The 22592-nt window shown below is 66.5% G+C and carries 22 protein-coding genes; 17 read left to right on the forward strand and 5 right to left on the reverse strand.

Features of this window, described 5'->3' with window-relative positions:
• Window positions 1–157: 157 nt before the first annotated feature.
• A complete protein-coding gene (paaN, locus tag PA01_09440) occupies window positions 158–1822 on the reverse strand; it encodes a phenylacetic acid degradation protein PaaN (GenBank protein KON81782.1) in 1665 nt (554 codons plus the stop codon).
• Between the two features lie 242 nt (window positions 1823–2064).
• On the opposite strand from paaN, the gene paaG reads away from it, so the two are divergent.
• The 17 genes from paaG to PA01_09525 all read left to right on the forward strand — a co-directional run bounded on the left by paaG (window position 2065) and on the right by PA01_09525 (window position 19627).
• Window positions 2065–2883, forward strand: a complete 819-nt coding sequence (paaG, locus tag PA01_09445; GenBank protein ID KON82421.2) for a 2-(1,2-epoxy-1,2-dihydrophenyl)acetyl-CoA isomerase PaaG — start codon at window positions 2065–2067, stop codon at window positions 2881–2883.
• Window positions 2884–2922: 39 nt separating this feature from the next.
• Window positions 2923–4452 (forward strand): 3-hydroxyacyl-CoA dehydrogenase PaaC, encoded by a 1530-nt coding sequence (paaC, locus tag PA01_09450; protein ID KON81783.1) that lies wholly within the window; start codon window positions 2923–2925, stop codon window positions 4450–4452.
• Window positions 4445–4909: a hydroxyphenylacetyl-CoA thioesterase PaaI gene (gene paaI, locus PA01_09455; GenBank protein KON81784.1), complete on the forward strand. Its 465-nt coding sequence runs from the start codon at window positions 4445–4447 to the stop codon at window positions 4907–4909. The genes paaC (PA01_09450) and paaI overlap by 8 nt, the downstream gene beginning before the upstream one ends.
• 100 nt (window positions 4910–5009) lie before the next feature.
• Window positions 5010–6332 (forward strand): phenylacetate--CoA ligase, encoded by a 1323-nt coding sequence (gene paaF / locus PA01_09460; protein KON81785.1) that lies wholly within the window; start codon window positions 5010–5012, stop codon window positions 6330–6332.
• An 84-nt stretch (window positions 6333–6416) separates the two neighbouring features.
• The gene (gene paaA, locus PA01_09465; GenBank protein ID KON81786.1) at window positions 6417–7421 is read left to right on the forward strand and encodes a 1,2-phenylacetyl-CoA epoxidase subunit A; all 1005 of its coding nucleotides are present in this window, start codon (window positions 6417–6419) and stop codon (window positions 7419–7421) included.
• Window positions 7422–7579: 158 nt separating this feature from the next.
• Window positions 7580–7867 (forward strand): 1,2-phenylacetyl-CoA epoxidase subunit B, encoded by a 288-nt coding sequence (gene paaB, locus PA01_09470; GenBank protein KON81787.1) that lies wholly within the window; start codon window positions 7580–7582, stop codon window positions 7865–7867.
• A gap of 13 nt (window positions 7868–7880) precedes the next feature.
• Window positions 7881–8648 (forward strand): phenylacetate-CoA oxygenase subunit PaaC, encoded by a 768-nt coding sequence (paaC, locus tag PA01_09475; GenBank protein ID KON81788.2) that lies wholly within the window; start codon window positions 7881–7883, stop codon window positions 8646–8648.
• Window positions 8649–8665: 17 nt separating this feature from the next.
• Window positions 8666–9154, forward strand: a complete 489-nt coding sequence (gene paaJ, locus PA01_09480; protein ID KON82422.1) for a phenylacetate-CoA oxygenase subunit PaaJ — start codon at window positions 8666–8668, stop codon at window positions 9152–9154.
• 30 nt (window positions 9155–9184) lie between these two features.
• Window positions 9185–10264 carry a phenylacetate-CoA oxygenase/reductase subunit PaaK gene (gene paaK / locus PA01_09485; GenBank protein ID KON81789.1) on the forward strand — a complete coding sequence of 360 codons (1080 nt, stop codon included), beginning with the start codon at window positions 9185–9187 and terminating at the stop codon, window positions 10262–10264.
• A 40-nt stretch (window positions 10265–10304) separates the two neighbouring features.
• Window positions 10305–10922, forward strand: coding sequence for a TetR/AcrR family transcriptional regulator (locus tag PA01_09490; protein KON81790.1), 618 nt, complete (start codon window positions 10305–10307; stop codon window positions 10920–10922).
• Window positions 10923–11195: 273 nt separating this feature from the next.
• Window positions 11196–12344 carry an ABC transporter substrate-binding protein gene (locus tag PA01_09495; protein ID KON81791.1) on the forward strand — a complete coding sequence of 383 codons (1149 nt, stop codon included), beginning with the start codon at window positions 11196–11198 and terminating at the stop codon, window positions 12342–12344.
• Window positions 12345–12473: 129 nt separating this feature from the next.
• Complete coding sequence (locus tag PA01_09500) at window positions 12474–13511, forward strand: branched-chain amino acid ABC transporter permease (GenBank protein ID KON81792.1); 1038 nt, start codon at window positions 12474–12476, stop codon at window positions 13509–13511.
• Window positions 13512–13516: 5 nt separating this feature from the next.
• Complete coding sequence (locus PA01_09505) at window positions 13517–15310, forward strand: branched-chain amino acid ABC transporter ATP-binding protein/permease (GenBank protein ID KON81793.2); 1794 nt, start codon at window positions 13517–13519, stop codon at window positions 15308–15310.
• On the forward strand, window positions 15307–16086 hold the full coding sequence (locus tag PA01_09510) for an ABC transporter ATP-binding protein (GenBank protein ID KON81794.1): 780 nt from the start codon (window positions 15307–15309) through the stop codon (window positions 16084–16086). The genes PA01_09505 and PA01_09510 overlap by 4 nt, the downstream gene beginning before the upstream one ends.
• Window positions 16087–16265: 179 nt before the next feature.
• Window positions 16266–17363, forward strand: a complete 1098-nt coding sequence (locus tag PA01_09515) for an alkene reductase (GenBank protein ID KON81795.1) — start codon at window positions 16266–16268, stop codon at window positions 17361–17363.
• 137 nt (window positions 17364–17500) lie between these two features.
• Window positions 17501–17779: an HU family DNA-binding protein gene (locus tag PA01_09520; GenBank protein ID KON81796.1), complete on the forward strand. Its 279-nt coding sequence runs from the start codon at window positions 17501–17503 to the stop codon at window positions 17777–17779.
• Window positions 17780–18235: 456 nt separating this feature from the next.
• Complete coding sequence (locus tag PA01_09525) at window positions 18236–19627, forward strand: DEAD/DEAH box helicase (GenBank protein ID KON81797.1); 1392 nt, start codon at window positions 18236–18238, stop codon at window positions 19625–19627.
• Between the two features lie 257 nt (window positions 19628–19884).
• Here PA01_09525 and nusB read toward each other — a convergent pair whose 3' ends face one another.
• The 4 genes from nusB to PA01_09545 all read right to left on the reverse strand — a co-directional run bounded on the left by nusB (window position 19885) and on the right by PA01_09545 (window position 22563).
• Complete coding sequence (gene nusB, locus PA01_09530; protein KON81798.1) at window positions 19885–20322, reverse strand: transcription antitermination factor NusB; 438 nt, start codon at window positions 20320–20322, stop codon at window positions 19885–19887.
• On the reverse strand, window positions 20319–20789 hold the full coding sequence (gene ribH, locus PA01_09535; GenBank protein ID KON81799.1) for a 6,7-dimethyl-8-ribityllumazine synthase: 471 nt from the start codon (window positions 20787–20789) through the stop codon (window positions 20319–20321). Before ribH ends, nusB begins: the two co-directional genes overlap by 4 nt.
• An 83-nt stretch (window positions 20790–20872) precedes the next feature.
• Window positions 20873–21961, reverse strand: a complete 1089-nt coding sequence (ribBA, locus tag PA01_09540) for a bifunctional 3,4-dihydroxy-2-butanone-4-phosphate synthase/GTP cyclohydrolase II (protein ID KON81800.1) — start codon at window positions 21959–21961, stop codon at window positions 20873–20875.
• Window positions 21958–22563 (reverse strand): riboflavin synthase, encoded by a 606-nt coding sequence (locus PA01_09545; GenBank protein KON81801.1) that lies wholly within the window; start codon window positions 22561–22563, stop codon window positions 21958–21960. Before PA01_09545 ends, ribBA begins: the two co-directional genes overlap by 4 nt.
• Window positions 22564–22592 lie beyond the last annotated feature (29 nt).

Raw genomic sequence — 22592 nt, forward strand, 5'->3', positions numbered from 1 at the left:
GCCGGAAGACGACGCCCGGAGCGCGGCGTGCTTCCGACGCCGGGTGCGCGGTTTTTGCACGGCGCTGACCGGGCTCGTGCAGCGTCGGGACGCGCACACACCCGGGGCGATGCAAACGGGGCGCCGCAGCGCCCCGTTTTGCCCGGCGGGCGTTACGTCATTCGACGTGATAGCGCCGCTGCACGACGCGGAAGCGGTTCGCGACGAAGGCGCTGTCGGCGTAGCTCGCATTGGCCGCCGGGTTCATGCCGACTCCATGATAGTCGGAGAACGCCGCCGACTGATTGACGAACACCCCGCCGGTCAGGTTGATCGATAGCGCCGCCCCGGCATGCATCGTCGCCGCGGTCATCGCGTCGAGCACCTGCGGCTTCGTCGAGTACACGCCGACCGTCAGCGCGCCGTGCTCGCGTACGATGCGCTCGGACAGCGCCACCGCGGCGTCGGCATCGGCCACGCGGACGACGAACGAGATTGGGCCGAAACGCTCGACCAGGTAGCTTTTCTCGTCGCTCGCGTCGCAGCTCAGCAGCACCGGCGTGCGTACTTCGGCGTTCGGGAACTCGGGGTGTTCGAGCTTGCGCGACGCGAGCACGACCTGGCCGTATTCGCCGGCTTCGTCGATGCGGCGCAGCGTGTCCGCGGACTGGATCGCCCCGAGCACTGCGGTCGCGACCGCCGGGTCCGCGAGCGTCTTGTCGATCGCGGCGGCGAGGTCGGCAGCGAACTCGTCGAAGCTCTTGTGCCCCTGATCGGTATCGATCCCGTCCGCCGGCACGAGGATCGCCTGCGTCGTCGTGCACATCTGCCCCGAATACAGGCACAGCGTGAACGCGAGGTTGCGCAGCATCGCCTTGTACGCATCGGTCGACTCGACGACGACGTTATTGACGCCGGCCAGTTCCGCATACACCTGCGCCTGCCGCGCGTTGTCGATGAGCCACTCGCCGAACAGGTTGCCGCCGGTGAAGTCGATCGATTTGACCGCCGGGTGGGTCGCGAGCGCCTGCGTGTCTTCACGTTTCGTGACGACCGCGAGGCTGACGACGTTCGGGTCGAGGCCCTGCTCGGCGAGCACTTCGCGAGCGATGCGCACGGTGATCGCCGCGGGCAGGATCGCGTGCTCGTGCGGCTTGACGATAACCGGATTGCCGGTCGCGAGCGCGGCGAAGAAGCCCGGATACGTGTTCCACGTCGGGAACGTGCCGCAGCCGATCACCAGCGCGACGCCGCGGCCGACGATCTCGAAGTGTTTCTTCATCCGCAGCGGCGGATTCTTGCCCTGCGGCTTCTCCCACACCGCTTCAGCCGGAATGCGGCTCATCTCGTCCCACGCATAGGCGACCGCTTCGAGGCCGCGGTCCTGCGCGTGCGGACCGCCGGCCTGGAAAGCCATCATCCAGCCCTGGCCACTGGTCAGCATCACCGCGTGCGCGATCTCGAAGCTGCGCTTGTTGAGGCGCTCGAGGATCTCGAGGCAGACGCCGACGCGCCCTTCCGCGCCGAGGCGCTGCCAGCCGTCCTGCGCCGCCTGCGCCGCCTCGACGAGCGCTGCCGGCGAGCACACCGGATAGCGCACGCCGAGGTCGAGGCCGTAAGGCGAGCGTTCCGGCGCGAGCCGGCCGGTTTCGCCCGCCTGCTCGAGCGGGAAATCCTGGCCGAAGCAGGCTTCGACTGCGCGCTGGCCGTCTTCATTGGCCGTTTCGCCATAAACCTTCGGACTTGGCATTTCGGGATACGGCGTCCAGAAGCCGCGCGTACGGGTTGCCTGGACGGCGGCGTCGAGCGTCGCGCGGTGCTTTTCGAACAGCGGATGGGTCATGGAACTCTCCTCTCGTCGGGTGGGATGCCGCCGCGCAGGGCTCTGCGTTCTGGAGTGCGCCGATGTTGCAGCGCGGCAAACTTGTCAAGCAAAAAACAGTTGTCTTTTGATCTGGGTCAAGATTACTATTGATTGACCGGTCGGTCAAACAACGCCAGCCCCCCAATTCGACGCTGGCACAACGCGACCAGGACGCCGACAGGGTGCCACGCCGCACCCGGGCAAACAATCAGGAGACCTGAATGAGCAACGAGTTTGACATGCAGGGAGAAACGATCCGCATGGAAGTCGTCGGCGGCGTCGCGACGCTGACGTTGAACCGGCCTGACCGGCTCAACAGCTTCACGAACCGCATGCACGAGGAAGTGCGCGAAGCGCTTGCCGCGGTGAAGGCCGGGCGCGACCGAGGCATCGTCCGCGTCCTAGTCATCACCGGCGCCGGGCGCGGCTTCTGCGCCGGGCAGGATCTCGCCGACCGCGCCGTCGCCCCGGGCGAAGCGCCGGTCGATCTCGGCGCCTCGGTCGAGAAGAACTACAAGCCTTTGGCGATGGCGCTGCGCAACCTCGATCTGCCGGTCATCGCCGCAGTCAATGGCGTCGCGGCCGGGGCCGGGGCGAGCATCGCGCTGGCGTGCGACCTCGTGTTCGCGGCGCGTTCGGCGAGCTTCATCCAGTCGTTCAGCAAGCTCGGCGTCGTGCCGGACACCGGCGGCAGCTGGATCCTGCCGCGCCTCGTCGGCCCGGCGCGCGCGCTCGGGCTCGCGCTGCTCGGCGAGAAGCTCGGCGCCGAACAGGCCGAACAGTGGGGCCTGATCTGGAAATGCGTCGACGACGACGCGCTGATGCCGACCGTGCAGCAAGTCGCGGCGAGCCTCGCGCAGGGACCGACTTTCGGCTACGCGCAGACGAAGAAGGCGATCTGGGCAAGTTCGACGAACGACTTCGAAACCCAGCTCGACCTCGAGCGCAACATGATGACGGTGTGCGGCCAGTCGAACGACTATCGCGAAGGGGTCGCTGCGTTCATCGAAAAGCGCGCGCCGCGCTTCAAGGGGGACTAGGACAATGAAATCCTCGCCATGCGCTGCAAAGGACGTCAAATGAAGGCGCTGAACAAGAACGTGAAAGTGCTCGTGATCGGCGCCGGCGCGATGGGCAGCGGCATCGCCCACGTCGCCGCACGTGCCGGCCACGCAGTGTATCTGTACGACGGCCGCCCGGAAGCGGTGCAGTCGGGGTGTGCAGGCATCGACAAGGACTTGCGCTATCTCGTCGCGAAGGGGCGGCTGCCTGAAGCCGAGGCGCAAGCGATCCGGGCGCGCGTGCTGCCGGTCGCGGCGCTTGCCGACGCGCGCGACGCCGGGCTCGCGATCGAGGCGATCGTCGAGAACCTCGACGTCAAGCAGGCGTTGTTCAGGGAGCTCGAAGCGTTGCTCGGCGAAGACGCGATCCTCGCGAGCAACACGTCGTCGCTGTCGATCACGGCGATGGCCGCCGGGCTCGCGCGCCCGGGGCGCTTTGCCGGGCTGCATTTCTTCAACCCGGCGCCGCGCATGGCGCTCGTCGAAGTCGTCTCGGGCCTCGCGACCGAGCGCGCGATCGCCGACACCCTGCACGCGACGGCGCGGGCGTGGGGCAAGATTCCGGTGCATGCGAAATCGACGCCGGGCTTCATCGTCAACCGCGTCGCCCGCCCGTACTACGCCGAAGCGCTGCGCGTGCTCGCCGAGAAAGCTGCGGAGCCTCAGACGCTCGACGCGATCCTGCGCGAAGGCTGCGGTTTCGCGATGGGGCCGTTCGAACTGATGGACCTGATCGGGCACGACGTGAACTTCGCCGTCACGCGCTCGGTGTTCGAAGCGTATTTCAACGATCGCCGCTTCGCTCCGAGCCTGATCCAGCAGGAGCTCGTGTTTGCCGGCCGGCTCGGGCGCAAGAGCGGGCGCGGCTTCTACGACTACGCTGAAGGCGCGGTCAGGCCGCCGGCGCGCAGCGAACCGGTGCGCAATGCCGAGGCGAAGATCGCCGTGGTGGGCGACATCGGCGCCGCGGCGCCGCTGATCGCACGGCTCGAAGCGGGCGGCGTCGAGGTGCGGCGCGAAGCGGGCAAGGGCGGGCGCGGCTGGATGAAGATCGGCGCGGCGTGCGTCGCGCTGTCCGACGGACGCACCGCGACCCGCCGTGCGGTCGAGGAAGAGTGCCCGAACCTGGTGCTGCTCGACCTGTGCCTCGACTTTGCCGCGACCGGGCGCATCACCGTCGCGCGCGCCGACCAGTGCGGCCTCGGCGCGTTTCGCGCGGTCGTCGGCACGCTGCAGAAAGCCGGCGTCAATGTGAGCGTCATCGACGACGTGGCCGGCCTGCTGTCGCTGCGCGTCGTCGCGATGCTCGCGAACGAGGCCGCCGACGCGGTGCTGTACGGCGTCGCCAGTGCCGCCGACGTCGACACCGCGATGTGTCACGGCACGAACTACCCGAAAGGCGGGCCGCTCGCGTGGGCCGACCAGCTCGGCGCGGCGTTCATCGCCGAAGTGATCGCGAACCTCGCCGCGCATTACGGCGAAGAACGCTATCGCGTGTCGCCGTTCCTGCAGCGCAAGGCGTTCAAGGGAGAGCTGGTGCATGACTGAGGCGGGTTTCAGGGACCTCGCGAACGGACTCGAGCCGCAGATGCTGGCCGAACGAGTGCGCGACGGCATGTCGGAGAAGGACCCGACGCTGAAGGGTTACGGCATCGGCGTCGAAGCGATCGGACCCGGCTACGCGAAGATGACGATGACGGTGCGCAAGGACATGCTGAACGGTTTCGGCATCTGCCACGGCGGCTTCATCACGCTGCTCGCCGACGCGGCGTTCGCGTATTCGTGCAACAGCCACAACGAAATGACGGTCGCGTCCGGCATCAGCCTCGACTTCATGGCGCCGGGCCGCCCGGGCGACGTGCTCATCGCGGAAGCGAAAGAGCTTTTCGTCGCCGGGCGTACCGGAGTCTATGACGTCACCGTGGTCAATCAGAAAGGCGAGCTGCTGGCGATGATGCGCGGCAAGTCGTACCGCCTGAAAGGCCGGGCGGTCGTGGATTTGTGAACAACTTTTGACGTGGATCGGAGCGCGCGAGGTCCGGTGGTGGCAACAATCGCGCTTCAACATGAAATCCACGCAGCCGAAACCTTTGGAGGAGAGAACCATGCCAGTGAAGACGCCGTCGCCCGGTGATCTGGAGCCGATCGAGACCGCCAGCCGGGACGAACTGCGCGCGTTGCAGCTCGAGCGGCTGAAGTGGAGCGTGCGCCACGCGTATGAAAACGTGCCGCATTACCGCAAGAGCTTCGAGGCGAAAGGCGTTCATCCCGACGACCTGAATACGCTCGAGGACCTCGCCCGCTTTCCGTTCACCGCGAAAGCCGACCTGCGCGACAACTACCCGTTCGGGATGTTCGCGGTGCCGCGCGGCAAGCTCGCCCGAGTCCATGCGTCGTCGGGCACGACCGGCAAGCCGACCGTCGTCGGCTACACGCTGAAGGACATCGACACCTGGGCCAATGTCGTCGCGCGCTCGATCCGGGCCGCCGGCGGGCGGGCCGGCGACATGGTGCATGTGTCCTACGGCTACGGTCTGTTCACCGGCGGTCTCGGCGCGCACTACGGCGCCGAGCGGCTCGGCTGTGCGGTGGTGCCGATGTCCGGCGGGCAGACCGAGAAGCAGATCCAGGTGATCCAGGACTTCAAGCCCGACATCATCATGGTGACGCCGTCGTACATGCTGACGATCCTCGACGAGATGGAGCGCATGGGCATCGACCCGAAGTCGACTTCGCTGAAAGTCGGCATATTCGGCGCCGAGCCCTGGACGCAGGGGATGCGCGAGGCGATGGAGGCGCATTCCGGCCTCGATGCGGTGGACATCTACGGCCTGTCCGAAGTGATGGGGCCGGGCGTCGCCAGCGAATGCATCGAGTCGAAGGACGGTCCGGTCGTCTGGGAAGACCACTTCTACCCGGAGATCATCGATCCGCACACCGGCGAAGTGCTGCCCGACGGCGAGGAAGGCGAGCTCGTCTTCACGACGCTGACGAAGGAGGCGATGCCGGTGATCCGCTATCGCACGCGCGACCTGACGCGGCTGCTGCCGCCGACTTCGCGCAGCATGCGGCGCATGGCGAAGATCACCGGGCGTTCCGACGACATGCTGATCATCCGCGGCGTGAATCTCTTCCCGACGCAGATCGAGGAGCTGATCTGCCACATGCCTCAGCTCGCCCCGCAATACCTGCTCGAGGTCGACAAGAAAGGCCACATGGACACGCTGACCGTGAAAGTCGAGCTGGACCCGGAGGCGGTCGTCGGCCGGCATCCGGAGCAGAAGGAAGCGCTCGGCGAGGAGCTCGCGCATCGCATCAAGACCCTTGTCGGCGTCTCGGCGAACGTGCAGGTCGGCGAGCCGTTCTCGATCGAGCGCGTGACGATCGGCAAAGCCAAGCGCGTCATCGACCGCCGGCCGAAGGAATGAGTAGTACGGCAGCACCCGTCACGGAACTTGAATTTCCCGGCAGCGCGATCCGACGTCGCCGGACATGAAGAAGGAGCATATTCGATGTACACACAAGCTCTGGATATTCCCCAGCAGAACACCGAGGCGAAAGGTCCGCGGACGATCGAGAACCCCGCGTACCAGGCCGAATTCGACGCGAAGATCGACGCCGGCGGCTATATCGAGGCGAAGGACTGGATGCCCGAGTCGTACCGCAAGACGCTGGTGCGGCAGATCAGCCAGCACGCGCATTCCGAGATCGTCGGCATGCTGCCCGAAGGCAACTGGATCACGCGCGCGCCGACGTTGAAGAGGAAGGCGATCCTGCTCGCCAAAGTGCAGGACGAAGGCGGCCATGGGCTGTATCTGTACGCGGCGGCCGAGACGCTCGGCGTGTCGCGCGACGAACTGCTCGACGCGCTGCACTCGGGCCGTGCGAAGTACAGCTCGATCTTCAACTACCCGACCTTGACGTGGGCGGACATCGGCGTCGTCGGCTGGCTCGTCGACGGCGCGGCGATCATGAACCAGATCCCGCTGTGCAAGTGCAGCTACGGGCCGTATGCGCGTGCGATGGTGCGCATCTGCAAGGAAGAATCGTTCCACCAGCGCCAGGGCTACGACCTGCTGCTGACGATGATGAAAGGCACCCAAGAACAGCGCGACATGGTTCAGGACGCGGTGAACCGCTGGTGGTGGCCGTCGATCATGATGTTCGGCCCGCACGACAAGGATTCGACGCACTCCGCACAGAGCGCGCGCTGGGGCATCAAGCGCATCTCGAACGACGACCTGCGGCAGAAGTTCGTCGATGCGACGGTCGAGCAGGCCAAAGTGCTCGGCGTGACGATGCCGGACCCCGCGCTGAAATGGAACGAGGCGCGCGGCCATTACGACTTCGGCGCGATCGACTGGGACGAGTTCTGGAACGTCGTCAACGGCCACGGCCAGGGCAATGTCGACCGGCTCGCAGCGCGCGTCAAGGCCTGGGACGACGGCGCGTGGGTGCGCGAAGCGGCGCTCGAATATGCACGCAAGCACGACGCCCGCGACAGCCGCGCCGCCTGAATCCCGCTAACTATTCAGGGGGCAATCGAATACAACCGTTCGCCCTGAGCTTGTCGAAGGGCGCTGCCAAGGCTTCGACAAGCTCAGCCCGAACGGTATTGCCGGGTTGATAACCGACCGAAGAGCGGGCTGAGCCGCTCTCGACAGAGGAGATAGACATGGAACGCAAGGAATGGCCGCTGTGGGAAGTTTTCGTCCGCAGCCGTAACGGACTCGACCACAAACACTGCGGCAGCGTGCATGCGCCGGATGCGAAGCTCGCGCTGCAGGTCGCGCGCGACGTCTATACGCGCCGCCAGGAAGGCGTGAGCCTGTGGGTCGTGCAGGCCGACCACATCGTCGCTTCCGACCCCGACGCGAAGCCGGAGCTGTTCGACCCGGCCGAAGACAAGATCTACCGGCACCCGACGTTCTACCAGCTGCCGGACGAAGTGAACCACATGTAAGAGGGCGATGACGATGACCCAACAGATGACCAGCCCCGAACATGTCGAATACGTGCTGCGCCTCGGCGACAACGCGCTGATCCTCGGCCAGCGCCTGTCCGAGTGGTGCGGCCACGCGCCGGTGCTCGAGGAGGACATGGCGCTCGCGAACATGTCGCTCGACCTGATCGGCCAGGCGCGCATGCTGCTCACGCACGCCGGCCGGCTCGAAGGGCGCGGCCGCGACGAGGATCAGCTCGCGTTCCTGCGCACCGAGCCGAACTACCGCAACCTGACCCTGTGCGAGCTGCCGAACCAGGACTTCGCCCGCACGATGGTGCGCAACTTCCTCTACAGCAGCTTGCAGAAGCTGCTGTGGGAACGCCTGATGACGTCGAGCGATGCCGAGCTCGCCGCGATCGCCGCGAAAAGCATCAAGGAAGCACGCTACCACGCGCAGCACGCCGGCGACTGGGTGATCCGCCTCGGCGACGGCACGGCCGAATCGCACGCTCGCGCGCAAGGGGCGCTCGACTATCTGTGGCCCTACACGGCCGAGTTCTTCGCCACGACGCCGGTCGACGACGCGGTCGCGGCGGCCGGCGTCGGTCCGGCGTGGAGCGAACTGGAAGCGGCGTGGGAAGCGCTGGTGATGCCGGTGCTGGCCGAGGCGACGCTGACCGTGCCGGCGCGCACGCCGTTCCGTTCGTATGGCAAGTTCGGCCGCCACAGCGAGCACATGGGGCACCTGCTCGCCGAGATGCAGATCATGCAGCGCACCTACCCCGGCGCGCAGTGGTGAGCGGGGCGACGGCCGCCATGCTGACCGAAGCCCGCGCCTGGGAGGTGCTCGAAGCGGTGCCGGACCCCGAGATCCCGGTGATCTCGGTGACTGAGCTCGGTATCGTGCGCGAAGTCGTCGCGACAGCGACCGGCCTGCGCGTCGTCGTCACGCCGACATACTCCGGCTGCCCGGCGACCGAAGTCATCGCGCAGAGCATCCGCGACGCGCTGGTGGCCGCGGGCGGCGGGGAGGTGACGGTCGAGACGCGTCTGGCTCCGGCCTGGACGACCGACTGGATCACCGAGCCGGCGAAGGAAAAACTGCGCGCCTACGGCATCGCGCCGCCCGGAGGCGACGCGCCGGTCGGCCCGCAGCCGCTCCGCTTCGTGCCGAAGAAGCTCGCGTGTCCGCGCTGCGGCTCGACCGATTCGGTGCGCCTGTCCGAATTCGGCTCGACCGCGTGCAAGGCGCTGTACCGCTGCCGCTCGTGCCTCGAACCGTTCGAATATTTCAAACCGATCTAAGTCGCCCGAGAGCGGCCACGGAGACCCCTGATGACCCCCAGAACGCCGAAATTCCATCCCCTGAAAGTCACCGAAGTGCGGCGCGAGACGCCTGAAGCGATAAGCCTGCGCTTCGAGGTGCCGGCCGAGCTCGCCGACGACTACCGCTTCGTGCAGGGCCAGCACCTGAACCTGAAAGTGCGGGTCGGCGACGAGGAGATGCGTCGCTCGTATTCCATCTGCGCCGGTGTCGATGACGACGAATTGCGTGTCGCGATCAAGAAGATCGCCGGCGGCGCGTTCTCGACGTGGGTCAACGACAACGGCATCAAGGTCGGCGACGTGCTCGACGTGATGACGCCCGAAGGCCGCTTCCACACGCCGCTCGACCCGTCGCACGCGAAGCACTACGTCGCGTTCGCCGCCGGCAGCGGCATCACGCCGATCCTGTCGCTGATCAAGACGACGCTGCGCGCCGAGCCGAAGAGCCGCTTCACGCTCGTGTATGGCAACCGCCGCCAGGGCAGCGTGATGTTCGCCGAGGCGCTCGAGGACCTGAAGAACCGCTATCTGTCGCGCTTCACGCTGTACAACCTGTTCTCGCGCGAGGAGCAGGAAGTGCCGCTGTTCAACGGCCGGCTCGATGCCGCGCGCGTCGCCGCGTTCCTCGACACGCTGATCCCGGTCGACACCATCGACGAAGCGTTCATCTGCGGCCCCGGCGGCATGATCGACGAAGTGGAGGCGGCGCTGCACAAAGGCGGCGTCGCGCCCGAGCACATCCATCTCGAGCGCTTCGGCGTGCCGGCTTCCGCGCCCGAACATCATGTCGAGCCGGGTGATGCGGCGCAGGCGAAAGTCACCGTGATCGCCGACGGTCTCAAGCGCGAGATGGAGTTCCGCGCCGAGGATCCGTCGATCCTCGACGTCGCGCTGCGTGCCGGCATGGACCTGCCGTATTCGTGCAAGGGCGGCGTGTGCTGCACCTGCCGGGCGAAAGTCATCGAAGGCAAAGTGCGCATGGACAAGAACTTCACGCTCGAGCAGCCCGACATCGATGCCGGCTACATCCTCACCTGCCAGGCGCATCCGCTGACCGAGCGGGTCGTGATCACGTTCGACGAGCGCTGAGCGCTGCGGCCCGCAAACGGACGAAACGGAAAAACAGCGCATGGCTCGAGGCAAGGCACCCACATTCGAACTGCAGCGCGCGGCGATCCTCGACGCGGCAGCTGCGCTGTTCGCGCAGAAAGGCTTCCACAACGCGTCGATGTCGGCGCTTGCGGAAGCCTGTGGCGTGTCGAAGCCGCTGCTGTACCACTACTACCGCGACAAGGAACACATCCTCTTCGACATCGCGGACAGCTACATCGACCGCCTGCTGGCGATCATCGACGGCGTCGTCGCGCGCGGCCTCGACGACGACGCGCATTTCGCCGAGCTCGTCACCCGCTTCATGGAGGAATACGAGCATGCGCACGACCAGCACATCGTGATCGTGCAGGACGTGAAATTCCTGCAGCAGGAGCAGGCGGCGAAGATCGCCCAGAAGCAGCGCAGGGTGGTTTCGGCGTTTGCCGACGCGATCGTGCGGATCGAGCCGGGCCTGAAGGGGCGCAAGCTCGAACGCCCGGTCGCGATGATCCTGTTCGGCATGATCAACTGGACTTTCACGTGGATGCGGACCGATGGGCGGCTCACGTTCCGCGACATGGCTCCGGTCGTGACCGGGATTTTCCTCAACGGCGTCAAGGGTTTCGTCGAACAGAGCGGCAGGGTCATGGCATGAGCGGCGAGCCTCGCGGGCTCGCTGCCCCTGCCTTTCGGGCTGCGCTGTGCGACATCGGGGGAGCAGCGCGCCCCAAGGTCCATGTACGATGAGCGGCGGCGGTTTTCCGCGGGACGCCTCGGCCGCCGGGTCAATTCGACCGAGATGAGGAATTTTTGCTCGTCGACCAGCGATTTGATACACAATAATCAGCCTGAGCAACAAAAAGTGTTGCACGTGGCCAAAACCCTGTCCGGGGTCGGCCGCTTATAAACCGAAGAGGAGGAGACACACATGAAGCTACGCACTTCAGTAATCGCGGTTCTCGGCATGGCTTTCGCGGCAGGTGCCGCTCACGCCGACATCAATGTCGGCGTTACCGTTTCTGCGACCGGTCCGGCCGCCTCGCTCGGCATCCCGGAAAAGAACACCATCGCGCTGATGCCGACGACGATCGGCGGCGAGAAAGTCAATTACATCGTGCTCGACGACGCTTCGGACACCACCGCGGCAGTGAAGAACACGCGCAAGCTGATCTCCGAAGACAAGGTCGATATCGTGCTCGGCTCGACGGTGTCGCCGAACTCGCTGGCGATGATCGACGTCGTCGCCGAATCCGGCACGCCGATGATCTCGATGGCCGCTTCGGCGCGCATCGTCGAGCCGGTCGACGACAAGAAGCGCTGGGTGTTCAAGACGCCGCAGAACGACGCGCAGATGTCGACCGCGATCGTCGAGCACATGACGAACAGCGGCGTGAAGACGGTCGCCTTCATCGGCTTCGCCGACGCCTACGGCGAAGGCTGGTACGAGCAGTTCTCGAGCGTTGCGGATGCCCGCAAGCTCAAGATGGTCGCCAACGAGCGCTTCAACCGCAACGACACTTCGGTGACCGGCCAGGTGCTGAAGCTGATGGCCGCGCGCCCCGACGCGATCCTCATCGCCGGTTCGGGCACGCCGGCAGCGTTGCCGCAGAAAGCGCTGAAGGAGCGCGGCTACACCGGCAAGATCTACCAGACCCACGGCGTCGCGAACAACGACTTCCTGCGCGTCTGTGGCAAGGATTGCGAAGGCACTTTCCTGCCGGCCGGCCCGGTGCTCGTCGCGAGCCAGCTCGACGACAGCAACCCGGTCAAGAAAAGCGCGACCGAGTACATCACGAAGTACGAGGCGGCGCATGGCAAGGGCAGCGTGTCGACGTTCGGCGCGCACGCGTGGGATGCCGGCGTGCTCCTCGCCGCGGCGGCGCCGGAAGCGCTGAAGAAGGCGAAGCCGGGCACCGCGGAGTTCCGCACCGCGCTGCGTGACGCACTCGAGAACCTGAAGGAAGTGCCGGCTGCCCACGGCATCTTCACGATGAGCCCGACCGACCACCTCGGTCTGGACCAGCGTTCGCGCGTGATGGTGCAGATCCAGAACGGGACCTGGAAGCTCGTCAAGTAATCGGTCGGAAACACGCTGAAGCAGACCGGTTCGGCGGCGTCGTCGGGCGCCGCCGGACCCGCTTTCGATGCATCGGAGACAGACCGGGTCCCGCCTTGGCAGGTTCTGGTCCGGTAACGAGGTTTGTCCATGGATTTCCAGATAGCTCTGCTGCTCGGGCAGGACGGCATCACCAACGGGGCGATCTATGCGCTGCTCGCGCTCGCGCTCGTGTTGGTGTTCGCGGTCACTCGGGTGATTTTCATTCCACAGGGTGAGTTCGTGTCGTACGGCGCGCTCACGCTCGTCATGATCCAGGCCGGTGCGATTCCCGCGACCGTATGGCTGCTGCTCGGTGCCGGGCTGATCGCGGCGGGGCTCGATGCGCGGCTCGCGCTGCGCGCCGGCCAGCCCGGACGGCTCGTGCGGCTACTCGGCTGGTACGTCGCTTATCCGCTCGTCCTCGTCGCGCTGCTGTACACGCTGCCGATCAAGGACTTCCCGATGGCGGCGCAGATCCTCTTCGCGCTGGCCGTGGTCGTGCCGATGGGGCCGCTGATGTACCGGCTCATCTACCAGCCGATCGCCGCCGCGCCGGTGCTGATCCTGCTGATCGTGTCGGTCGCGGTGCACGTCGCAATGGTGGGCCTGGGGCTGCTGTTCTTCGGCGCCGAAGGCTCGCGCACGCCGCCGTTCTCCGATGCGCGCTTCGAAATGGGCCCGGTCATGGTTTCCGGTCAGACGATCTGGGTCGTGGTCTCGTCGCTCGTGCTGATCGTCGCGCTCTACCAGTTCTTCGAGCGCACGCTCTACGGCAAGGCGTTGCGGGCGACTGCGATCAACCGGGTCGGCGCACGCCTGATGGGCATTTCGCCGGCGCTCGCGGGGCGGCTCACGTTCTTCCTCGCCGCGCTGATCGGAGCGTTGTCCGGCGTGCTGATCGCGCCGATCACGACGATCTATTACGACACCGGCTTCCTGATCGGCCTGAAAGGCTTCGTCGCGGCAATCGTCGGCGGGCTCGGGAGTTATCCGGTGGCCGCCGCCGGCGCATTGCTGGTCGGACTGCTCGAAGCGTTCAGCTCGTTCTGGGCAAGCGCACACAAGGAAGTGATCGTGTTCACGTTGATCATCCCGGTTCTGTTGTGGCGTTCGCTCAGAGGCCGCCACGTGGAGGAGGAGGAATGAAACCGATGTTCTCCCCGCGCCTGATTCTCGGCGTCTTTCTCGCGGTGCTGGCGGTGGCCCCGCTGGTGCTGTCTCCGTTCTACGTCACGCTCTTGAACTACATCGGCCTGTACGCGCTCGTCGCGCTCGGTCTCGTGCTGCTGACCGGCGTCGGCGGCCTGACGAGCTTCGGCCAGGCGGCTTTCGTCGGCCTCGGCGCCTACACCACCGCGGTGCTCACGACCGCGACCGAACTGCCGGGCTGGCTCGCGTGGGCGGGCGGGTCGCCGTGGCTCGCGCTCGTCGTCGGCCTGGTATTCACCGCAGTCGTCGCGCTGGTGCTCGGGTCGCTGACGCTCAGGCTGTCCGGGCACTACCTGCCGCTCGGGACGATCGCCTGGGGCATCAGCCTGTATTTCCTGTTCGGCACGCTCGACACGCTCGGCGGCCACACGGGTCTTACCGGCGTGCCGCCGATCACGGTGTTCGGTTTCGAACTCGACCGCGGCGAAGAGCTGTTCTACCTGATCTGGCTGTTCCTGCTGTCGGCGGTGTTCACGACCCAGAACCTTCTCGATTCGCGTGAAGGGCGGGCGATCCGCGCACTCAAAGGCGGCATGGTGATGGCCGAGGCGATGGGCGTGAACACCGCGCGCTCGCGCATGATCATCTTCATCATCGCTGCGCTGCACGCCTGTGCGTCGGGCTGGCTGTACGCACACCTGCAGCGCTTCGTGAACCCGACGCCGTTCGGCCTGCACATCGGCATCGAGTACCTGTTCATGGCGGTCGTCGGCGGGGCGGGCCAGGTGTGGGGCGCGCTCGTCGGCGCCGGCGTGATCACGATCGCCAAGCAGTGGCTGCAGGACGTGCTGCCGAGAATTTTCGGCCAGAGCGGCAACTTCGAAGTGATCTTCTTCGGCCTGATGATGGTCATCGTGCTGCAGCGTGCGCGCGACGGCCTGTGGCCGATGCTGGCGCGGCTCGTGCCGGTGCGCGCGACGCGCCGCGAACTCGACGCCGCCGCCGAGGCGCTGCCGAGAAAGCCTTTGCCGGCCAAGGGCGAAGTGATCCTCGAGGCCAAGGAGGTGACGCGCCGCTTCGGCGGCCTCGTCGCCAACAACAACATGAGCCTGTCGGTGCGCGCCGGCGAGATCCTCGCGCTGATCGGTCCGAACGGTGCGGGCAAGAGCACGATGTTCAACCAGATCTCGGGCGTCGATACACCGACGTCGGGCGAAGTGCTGTTCCTCGGCCGCGCGGTGGCCGGGCGCGACTCGCGCGAGATCGCACGCATGGGCATGAGCCGCACGTTCCAGCACGTGAAGCTGCTGCCGACGATGACGGTGCTGGAGAACGTCGCAATCGGCGCCCACCTGCGCGGCGACAAGGGCGTGCTGTCGTCGGCATGGCGGCTCGACCGCAACCAGGAAGCGCGGCTGCTCAACGAAGCCGCGCGCCAGATCGAGCGGGTCGGACTGGCCGAGCACATGTTCGATGCGGCCGGCAGCCTCGCGCTCGGGCAGCAGCGCATTCTCGAGATCGCCCGCGCGCTCGCCGCCGACCCCTGTCTGCTGCTGCTCGACGAGCCGGCCGCGGGCCTGCGCTTCAAGGAAAAGCAGGCGCTCGCGGAGCTGCTGAAGAAGCTGCGCGGGGAAGGGATCGGCATCCTGCTTGTCGAACACGACATGGACTTCGTGATGGGCCTCGTCGATCGCGTCGTCGTCATGGAATTCGGCGAGAAAATCGCCGAGGGCCTGCCGGAAGACGTGCAGCGCAATCCGGCGGTGCTCGAAGCCTATCTCGGAGGCGTCGAATGAACGCGAACATCCACGGCAGCAACCTGATCCTGAAAACGGTGCTGGAAGTGCGCGACCTGACCGTGTCGTACGGCAAGGTCGAAGCGCTGTCGAACGCCAACATCAAGGTCGGCGAAGGGCAGATCGTCACCGTCATCGGCCCCAACGGCGCGGGCAAGACGACGATGCTGTCGGCGATCATGGGATTGCTCGAATCGCGCGGCAAGGTCGACTTCGACGGCACGATCGAAGGCGTGCCGGTCGTCGAGCGCATGGTGGCGCGCGGCATGAACCTGGTGCCGGAAAAGCGCGAGCTGTTCGGCGAGATGACCGTCGAGGACAACCTCGTCCTCGGCGCGTTCCAGCGCCATCGGTCGGGTCACCGCGACCACGCCCAGACGATGGAAGAGGTCTACCAGCTGTTCCCGCGCCTGCGCGAGCGGCGCACCCAGCTCGCCGGCACGCTGTCCGGCGGCGAGCGCCAGATGCTCGCGGTCGGCCGTGCGCTGATGGCCAAGCCGAAGCTCCTGATGCTCGACGAGCCGAGCCTGGGCTTGGCGCCGCTGATTGTGCGCGAGATCTTCCGCATCATCGGCGAGTTGCGCCGCCGCGGCGTGTCGATCCTGCTCGTCGAGCAGAACGCGCGCGCCGCGCTGCAGGTCGCCGACTACGCCTATGTGCTCGAGACCGGCGAGATCGCGATGGAAGGCCCGGCACGCCAGCTCGCCGACGACCCGCGCGTCATCGAGGCGTATCTCGGCCTCGGCGGCAAGCATCAGGAAATGCTGTCGACCTGAGTGCGGGAAGTGCGACGGCGCGGCGAGGCCCCGTCCGTCGCACCCGTTGCCCGGCAGTCATGCGCCCACTCTCCCGATCGGAATGCGCTCCTGGCCGCGCCTGCGCAGTGGCGCATACTCGGTGAATGCTGGCAGAATGATCGCGGTTCGAATTTTCGATTCCTGACCGAGGAGGCACCGTGAATTCCCGTCTGCTCCAACCCGTTCGCCTCGGCGCGCTGGAATTGCCGAACCGTGTCGTGATGGCGCCCCTGACGCGCTGCCGCGCCGACAACCCCGAATTTGCCCCGACCGATTCGACGGCGCGCTATTACGCCCAACGCGCGAGCGCCGGCCTGATCGTGTCGGAGGCGACGATCGTCTCGGCACAGGGGCGCGGCTACCCCTATACGCCCGGCATCTGGTCCGACGCGCAGGTCGATGGCTGGCGGCGCGTGACCGACGCCGTCCATGCCGCGGGCGGGCGCATCGTGTGCCAGTTGTGGCATTGCGGCCGTCTGTCGCTGACCGAATTCCACGACGGCGAACTGCCGGTCGCGCCGTCCGCGATCAATGCCGACTGGAAGATGTTCGCGGCCGACGGGCTGAAGACCACGCCGACGCCGCATGCGCTGAGCCGCGACGAGATCGCCGCGATCGTCGCCGACTTCGGGCAGGCGGCGCGCAACGCGGCGCTGGCGGGCTTCGACGGCGTCGAGATCCATTCGTCGAACGGCTACCTGATCCACCAGTTCTTTTCGCCGCTCGCGAACCGGCGCGACGACGAATACGGCGGCAGCCACGCGAACCGCGCGCGCTTCTTCTTCGAAGTGCTCGACGCGGTGGCTGCCGAGTGGTCGCCGTCGCGCATCGGCTTCCGGCTCAATCCGATGATGAACCGCTTCCATGGCATGCGCGTCGATGAGGATACGCTGCCGATGTTCGAGTACGTCGTGCGTCGTGCCAATGCCCATGAGCTGGCCTATCTGCACCTGACCGAGCCGTATCTGCCGAACCAGCTCGACGGGGCGGTCGGCGCGATCGACGAAGTGGCACGCCATTTTCGCGACATCGCGACGATGGCGATCGTGACGAACGGCGGCTTCGACCAGGCGCGCGCGGAAGCTGCGCTCGCCGCGGGAATTTGCGATGCGGTCGCGTTCGGCCGCCCGTACATCTCGAACCCGGACCTCGTCGAACGCTTCCGCGCGGGCGCGCCGCTGAACGAGTGGGATGCCGATACCTTCTATCAGGGAGGCGACCGCGGGTATATCGACTATCCTACGCTCGGTGGATGACGAGTTTATGGCGATGAAATCGCTGTTTTTCGTGTTGTATCCACGTTCCGGGCAAATCCCCGGCGACCGCGACGGTGCTAGAATCCGCGCGGTAAAGCTGCAACTCTGTACCACACACACACCAATCGAGGATAAGCATGAACAAAGGTGAATTCGTCGAGGCCCTGGCCGACCGTCTGGATGTTTCCCGTGCGCAGGCCGACCGGGCCCTGTCGACCGTGCTGGATATCATCGTCGAGCGCATGGCTGCCGGCGAAAAAGTTGCCTTCACAGGCTTCGGCTCTTTCGAAGTGTCCGAGCGGGCGGCGCGTACCGGGCGGAATCCGCAGACCGGTGCCTCGATCAAGATCGCCGCGTCGCGCGTGCCGAAATTCTCGGCCGGCGCCACGTTGAAGACCGCCATCAACAGCAAGTAAGAACCGGCTTTTTCACGCCGAAACAGGACCCGGCGCCTTCTGGCCTCGGGTCCTCCGTTTTTCGTTCGTCGTTTTTCCCTTTCGCGAACACGGAAAATCGGGTACCATTCGCGTCGTTGTGCAATGCAGCAGTCGGCCTTTTTCCAGGTCTATCTCGCGGGATCAGGATTCCGCGGACCCAGCCGAGGGACTGTATCCACAGCCCCATCGCCTCCGACCCTCCCGTCGAACTCCATTCGTTCTTCTGATCGTATGGCATCGCGAATGCCGGTTGGTGCCGATGCGCGGTCGATTTTTCGCCTGTTTTCCCGGCGGAATCCGACCGGCCCAAGCCCATCGCGCGCTTGCCGCCACCGCGTCCCCTGTGGGACGGTGCGATGCTTTTTCATTTGCCCGTTCACCCGGGCAGCGATTCGGCACGACCATCCGTCGTGCCGGACATACAAGGAAGAATTCATGACGTTCCAGGAACTCGGCCTCCACGAAGCGCTGCTTCAAGCCATTGCAACCACCGGTTACACGGTCCCGACGTCGGTGCAGGAGCAGGCGATTCCCGCCGCGCTGGCCGGCGCCGACCTGATGGTGTCGTCGCATACCGGCAGCGGCAAGACCGCCGCGTTCACGCTTCCGAGCCTGCACCGCCTGATCGATCGCAAGCCCGCGCCCGGCGCCGGTCCGCGCGTGCTGGTGCTGACGCCGACGCGCGAGCTCGCGCAGCAGGTTGAAAAAGCGGTCAAGACTTACGCGCGCAACCTGCGTTATCTGAACACCGCGTGCCTCGTCGGCGGTGCGCCGTTCTTCGCCCAGGCGAAGCTGCTGTCGCGCCCCGTCGACGTCGTCGTCGCGACTCCGGGCCGCCTCATCGATCACCTCAACCGTCGCAAGCTCAAGCTGTCGGACATCGAAGTGCTGGTGCTCGACGAAGCTGATCGCATGCTCGACATGGGCTTCGTCGAGGACATCGAGACGATCGTCGCCGCGACGCCGGCGAGCCGCCAGACGCTGCTGTTCTCGGCAACGCTCGACGGCGTCGTCGGCAACCTCGCGCGCAAGATGACGCGCAATCCGCAGCGCATCGAGATCGCCGCGACGGTCGAGAACCGCGCGAACATCGAGCAGCGCCTGCTGATGGCCGACAACATCGTGCACAAGAACCGCTTGCTCGAATCGCTGCTCGGCGGCGACGACCTGCAGCAGGCCGTCGTCTTCACGGCGACCAAGCGCGGGGCCGAGGAAGTGTCGCTGAATCTGCAGGAAAAAGGCTTCTCGGCCGCTGCATTGCATGGCGACATGCACCAGACCGCGCGTAACCGCACGCTGGACAAGCTGCGTCAGGGCCGCATCGGCGTGCTCGTCGCGACCGACGTCGCGGCGCGCGGCATCGACGTCGCCGGCATCAGCCATGTGATCAACTTCGACGCGCCCCGCCAGGTCGAGGACTACGTGCACCGCATCGGCCGTACCGGTCGCGCCGGCCGCGACGGCATCGCGATCACGTTCTCGGGACCGCGCGAGATGGGCATCATCCGCGCGATCGAGCGCTTCACCGGCAAACCGCTCGCGGTGCACGTCATCGAAGGCCTCGAGCCGACGCAGCGCCCGTCGTCGCCGCGCCGTGCGCCGGGCGGTGGCAAGCCGGGTTTCGGCGGTCGTCCGGGCGGGTCGTCGTACGGCCGTGAAAGCCGCGACAGCCGTCCGGGCGCCGGCAAAGGCTGGTCGTCGGAGTCGCCGTCCGGAAACCGCGGCGGCTACGGTCGTGACGGGGGCGCCGGCCGCAGCGAAGGCAGCCGCTTCGGCGGCGACCGTCCGGACGGCGCGCGCCGTCCGCGTCCGGCGGCGCGCGGCTGAACGGCCGAGCGGGACGGCCAGCGGAGCCGTCCTTGGAGTGAAGGCGCGTCGCGGGCGAACTGCTCGCGCACCTCGGCGGGCGGCGGGCCGCTCGCTCGAGTGGTAGGCCGGAATGAAAAAAAAGCGCGGCACCGCGACAATGCGGTTCCGCGCTTTTTGCTTTTTTTGGTACCGCGCCGCGTCGGGTTCCCCGATTGCAGCGGTGTGCGTCGCGGCGGCGCCGGACCCCTGCTGCCGGGCGTCCGGCGCCGCCGGCTTCAGCTGCGGCCGGCGCTGACTTCGGTTGCGCGCAGCTGCGCCGCGAGCTTGTCGAGGACGCCGTTGACGAAACGGTGGCCGTCCGTGCCGCCGTAGCCTTTCGCCAGCTCGATCGCCTCGTTGATGATGACGCGATAGGGCGTGTCGAGATTGTGCTTGAGTTCGTGCGTCGCGAGCAGCAGGATGGCGCGCTCGACCGGCGACAGTTCATGCACGGCGCGATGGATGAATGGCGCGAACTCGGCCTGCAGGTCGTCGACGTTGTTCAGCGTGCCGCGCAGCAGGCTGATGAAGAGCTCGCGGTCGGCCTTGTCGAAGCCCGAGACCTGGCTGACATGCTCCTCGATGAGCGACATCGAGTTGGCCGAAAGCAGCCACTGGTAAATCCCCTGCAGCGCGAATTCGCGCGCCCGGCGACGGGCAGCCTTGCCGCTCATTGGAGCTGCTTCAGCAGCTTGGCCATCTCGATCGCGGTGCGGGCGCAGTCGGCGCCTTTTTCCTGCATCCGCGCGAGCGCCTGGTCGTCGTCTTCGGTCGTCAGCACGCCGTTGGCGATCGGCAGGCCGGTGTCGAGCCCGACCCGGTTGATGCCGCTGCCCATTTCGTTCGACACCAGCTCGAAGTGGTAAGTCTCGCCGCGGATCACCGCGCCGAGTGCGATCAGCGCGTCGAAGCGGTCGCTGCGCGCCATCGTCTGCAGCGTCAGCGGGATTTCCAATGCCCCCGGAACGGTGGCGATGCGCACCAGGTCCGGCGACACGTTCAGGCGCAGCAGCTCGGCCGTGCACGCCGACAGCAGGCCTTCACAGACGTCCTGGTTGAAGCGGCTCATGACGATGCCGACGCGCAAGCCGCGGCCGTCGAGGTCGGTTTCGAATTCGGGGATGTTGTCGTAACGGGCCATGTTCGATTCTTCAAAGACAAAAAAGCCGGCAGCACGGTCGCGATCGGCGACGGCTCCCGGCGGGGAGGCTCAGGGTAACACCGTCAGGGGCGCTCGACGAAGCCGGTGATCTCGAGGCCGAAGCCGGCCATGCTCGGGATCTTGCGCGGGCTGGCGAGAAGCCGCATCTTGCCGACTTTCAGGTCGCGCAGGATCTGCGCACCGACGCCGAAGAGGCGCGCGTCCCACTTCGCCGCGAGCGAGGTGTCGCCACGCAGGCCGGCGAGCAGCTCGCTGCCCGACTGCGGCCGATAGAGCAGCACGATGACGCCTTGTTCGGCTTCGGCCACGCTCGCCATCGCCTGATTGACCGGGAACGTGTGGCGGCCGCTTTCGGGATCGATGAAATCGACGACCGAGATCGGCTCATGCACGCGCACCAGGGTTTCGCGCTCGGGGCGGATTTCGCCGTGCGAGAGCGCGAAATGCACTTCGCCGGTCGTCTTGTCTTCGAACGCGGCGAGCCGGAAGCGGCCGTACGGCGTCTCGACGTCCTTCTCGGCGACGCGCTCGACCAGGTGCTCGTTCGCCGAGCGGTATTCGATCAGGTCGCGGATCGCGCCGATCTTCAGCCCGTGCTCTTTCGCGAATTCGACGAGATCCGGCAGCCGCGCCATCGTGCCGTCGTCCTTGAGGATCTCGCAGATCACCGACGCCGCTTCGAGCCCGGCCAGCGCGGCGAGATCGCAACCCGCTTCAGTGTGGCCGGCGCGGATCAGCACGCCGCCTTTCTGTGCCATCAGCGGGAAGATGTGGCCGGGCTGCACGATGTCGGCCGGCTTCGCATGGCGCGCGACGGCCGCCTGCACCGTGCGCGAGCGGTCGTGCGCGGAAATGCCGGTCGTGACGCCTTCGGCCGCCTCGATCGAAGTCGTGAACGCGGTGCCGTGCGGCGAACGGTTGTCACGCACCATCAGCTGCAGGTCGAGCTGGCGGCAGCGCGCTTCGGTCAGCGTCAGGCAGATCAGCCCGCGGCCGAATTTCGCCATGAAGTTGATCGCTTCCGGCGTCACGTGCTCGGCGGCGAGCACGAGGTCGCCTTCGTTCTCGCGGTCTTCCTCGTCGACGAGCACGACCATGCGGCCGGCGCGGATGTCCTCGATGATCTCGGTGATCGGGGCGAGCGCGCTCATTGGGCGGACTCCTCGCGCCACGCGAGCATGCGTTCGACGTAACGGGCGATGAGGTCGATTTCGAGATTGACGCGGCTGCCGGCGGCGAGCTGCTTGAGATTGGTCACGGCGACGGTGTGCGGGATCAGGTTGATCGAGAATTCGCGGCTTTCGACGCGATTCACCGTCAGGCTCACGCCGTTGACGGTGACCGAACCTTTCTTCGCGATGTAGCCGGCGAGCGCCGCGGGCGCCCGGATCACGAGGTCGTGGCTCTCGCCGACCGGCGTGAAGCTCACGACTTCACCGACGCCATCGACGTGGCCGGTGACCAGATGGCCGCCGAGCCGGTCCGCGAGGCACAGCGCCTTCTCGAGATTGACTTCGTTGCCGACCGTATCGAGGCCGGTCGTGCAGTTCAGCGTTTCACGCGACACGTCGAACTGCACGCGGCTGCCGTCGAGCGCGACGACGGTCAGGCAGACGCCGCTGTTCGCGATGCTGTCGCCGATCTGCACGTCGGCAAGGTCCAGCCCGTCGGCATCCACGGTCAGGCGCACGCCGTCCTGGAGAGGTTCGATACGTTCGATTCGGCCGCAGGCGGCCACGATTCCGGAAAACATGATGGAAGGACGGGCAAGTGGGGAAGCAG

Origin of the sequence: Azoarcus sp. PA01 (assembly GCA_001274695.2) — a bacterium.
Taxonomy (GTDB): domain Bacteria; phylum Pseudomonadota; class Gammaproteobacteria; order Burkholderiales; family Rhodocyclaceae; genus Aromatoleum.

Bases quoted from the DNA above. Each gene is read 5' to 3' on its own strand.
- PA01_09505 (KON81793.2), top strand. From the start codon at position 13,517: ATGTTCTCCCCGCGCCTGATTCTCGGCGTCTTTCTCGCGGTGCTGGCG.
- paaB (KON81787.1), top strand. From the start codon at position 7,580: ATGGAACGCAAGGAATGGCCGCTGTGGGAAGTTTTCGTCCGCAGCCGT.
- nusB (KON81798.1), bottom strand. From the start codon at position 20,322: ATGAGCGGCAAGGCTGCCCGTCGCCGGGCGCGCGAATTCGCGCTGCAG.
- paaI (KON81784.1), top strand. From the start codon at position 4,445: ATGACTGAGGCGGGTTTCAGGGACCTCGCGAACGGACTCGAGCCGCAG.
- paaC (KON81788.2), top strand. From the start codon at position 7,881: ATGACCCAACAGATGACCAGCCCCGAACATGTCGAATACGTGCTGCGC.
- paaA (KON81786.1), top strand. From the start codon at position 6,417: ATGTACACACAAGCTCTGGATATTCCCCAGCAGAACACCGAGGCGAAA.
- PA01_09500 (KON81792.1), top strand. From the start codon at position 12,474: ATGGATTTCCAGATAGCTCTGCTGCTCGGGCAGGACGGCATCACCAAC.
- PA01_09520 (KON81796.1), top strand. From the start codon at position 17,501: ATGAACAAAGGTGAATTCGTCGAGGCCCTGGCCGACCGTCTGGATGTT.
- ribBA (KON81800.1), bottom strand. From the start codon at position 21,961: ATGAGCGCGCTCGCCCCGATCACCGAGATCATCGAGGACATCCGCGCC.
- PA01_09495 (KON81791.1), top strand. From the start codon at position 11,196: ATGAAGCTACGCACTTCAGTAATCGCGGTTCTCGGCATGGCTTTCGCG.
- paaN (KON81782.1), bottom strand. From the start codon at position 1,822: ATGACCCATCCGCTGTTCGAAAAGCACCGCGCGACGCTCGACGCCGCC.
- paaF (KON81785.1), top strand. From the start codon at position 5,010: ATGCCAGTGAAGACGCCGTCGCCCGGTGATCTGGAGCCGATCGAGACC.
- ribH (KON81799.1), bottom strand. From the start codon at position 20,789: ATGGCCCGTTACGACAACATCCCCGAATTCGAAACCGACCTCGACGGC.
- paaG (KON82421.2), top strand. From the start codon at position 2,065: ATGAGCAACGAGTTTGACATGCAGGGAGAAACGATCCGCATGGAAGTC.
- paaK (KON81789.1), top strand. From the start codon at position 9,185: ATGACCCCCAGAACGCCGAAATTCCATCCCCTGAAAGTCACCGAAGTG.
- paaC (KON81783.1), top strand. From the start codon at position 2,923: ATGAAGGCGCTGAACAAGAACGTGAAAGTGCTCGTGATCGGCGCCGGC.
- PA01_09545 (KON81801.1), bottom strand. From the start codon at position 22,563: ATGTTTTCCGGAATCGTGGCCGCCTGCGGCCGAATCGAACGTATCGAA.
- PA01_09525 (KON81797.1), top strand. From the start codon at position 18,236: ATGACGTTCCAGGAACTCGGCCTCCACGAAGCGCTGCTTCAAGCCATT.
- PA01_09510 (KON81794.1), top strand. From the start codon at position 15,307: ATGAACGCGAACATCCACGGCAGCAACCTGATCCTGAAAACGGTGCTG.
- paaJ (KON82422.1), top strand. From the start codon at position 8,666: ATGCTGACCGAAGCCCGCGCCTGGGAGGTGCTCGAAGCGGTGCCGGAC.
- PA01_09490 (KON81790.1), top strand. From the start codon at position 10,305: ATGGCTCGAGGCAAGGCACCCACATTCGAACTGCAGCGCGCGGCGATC.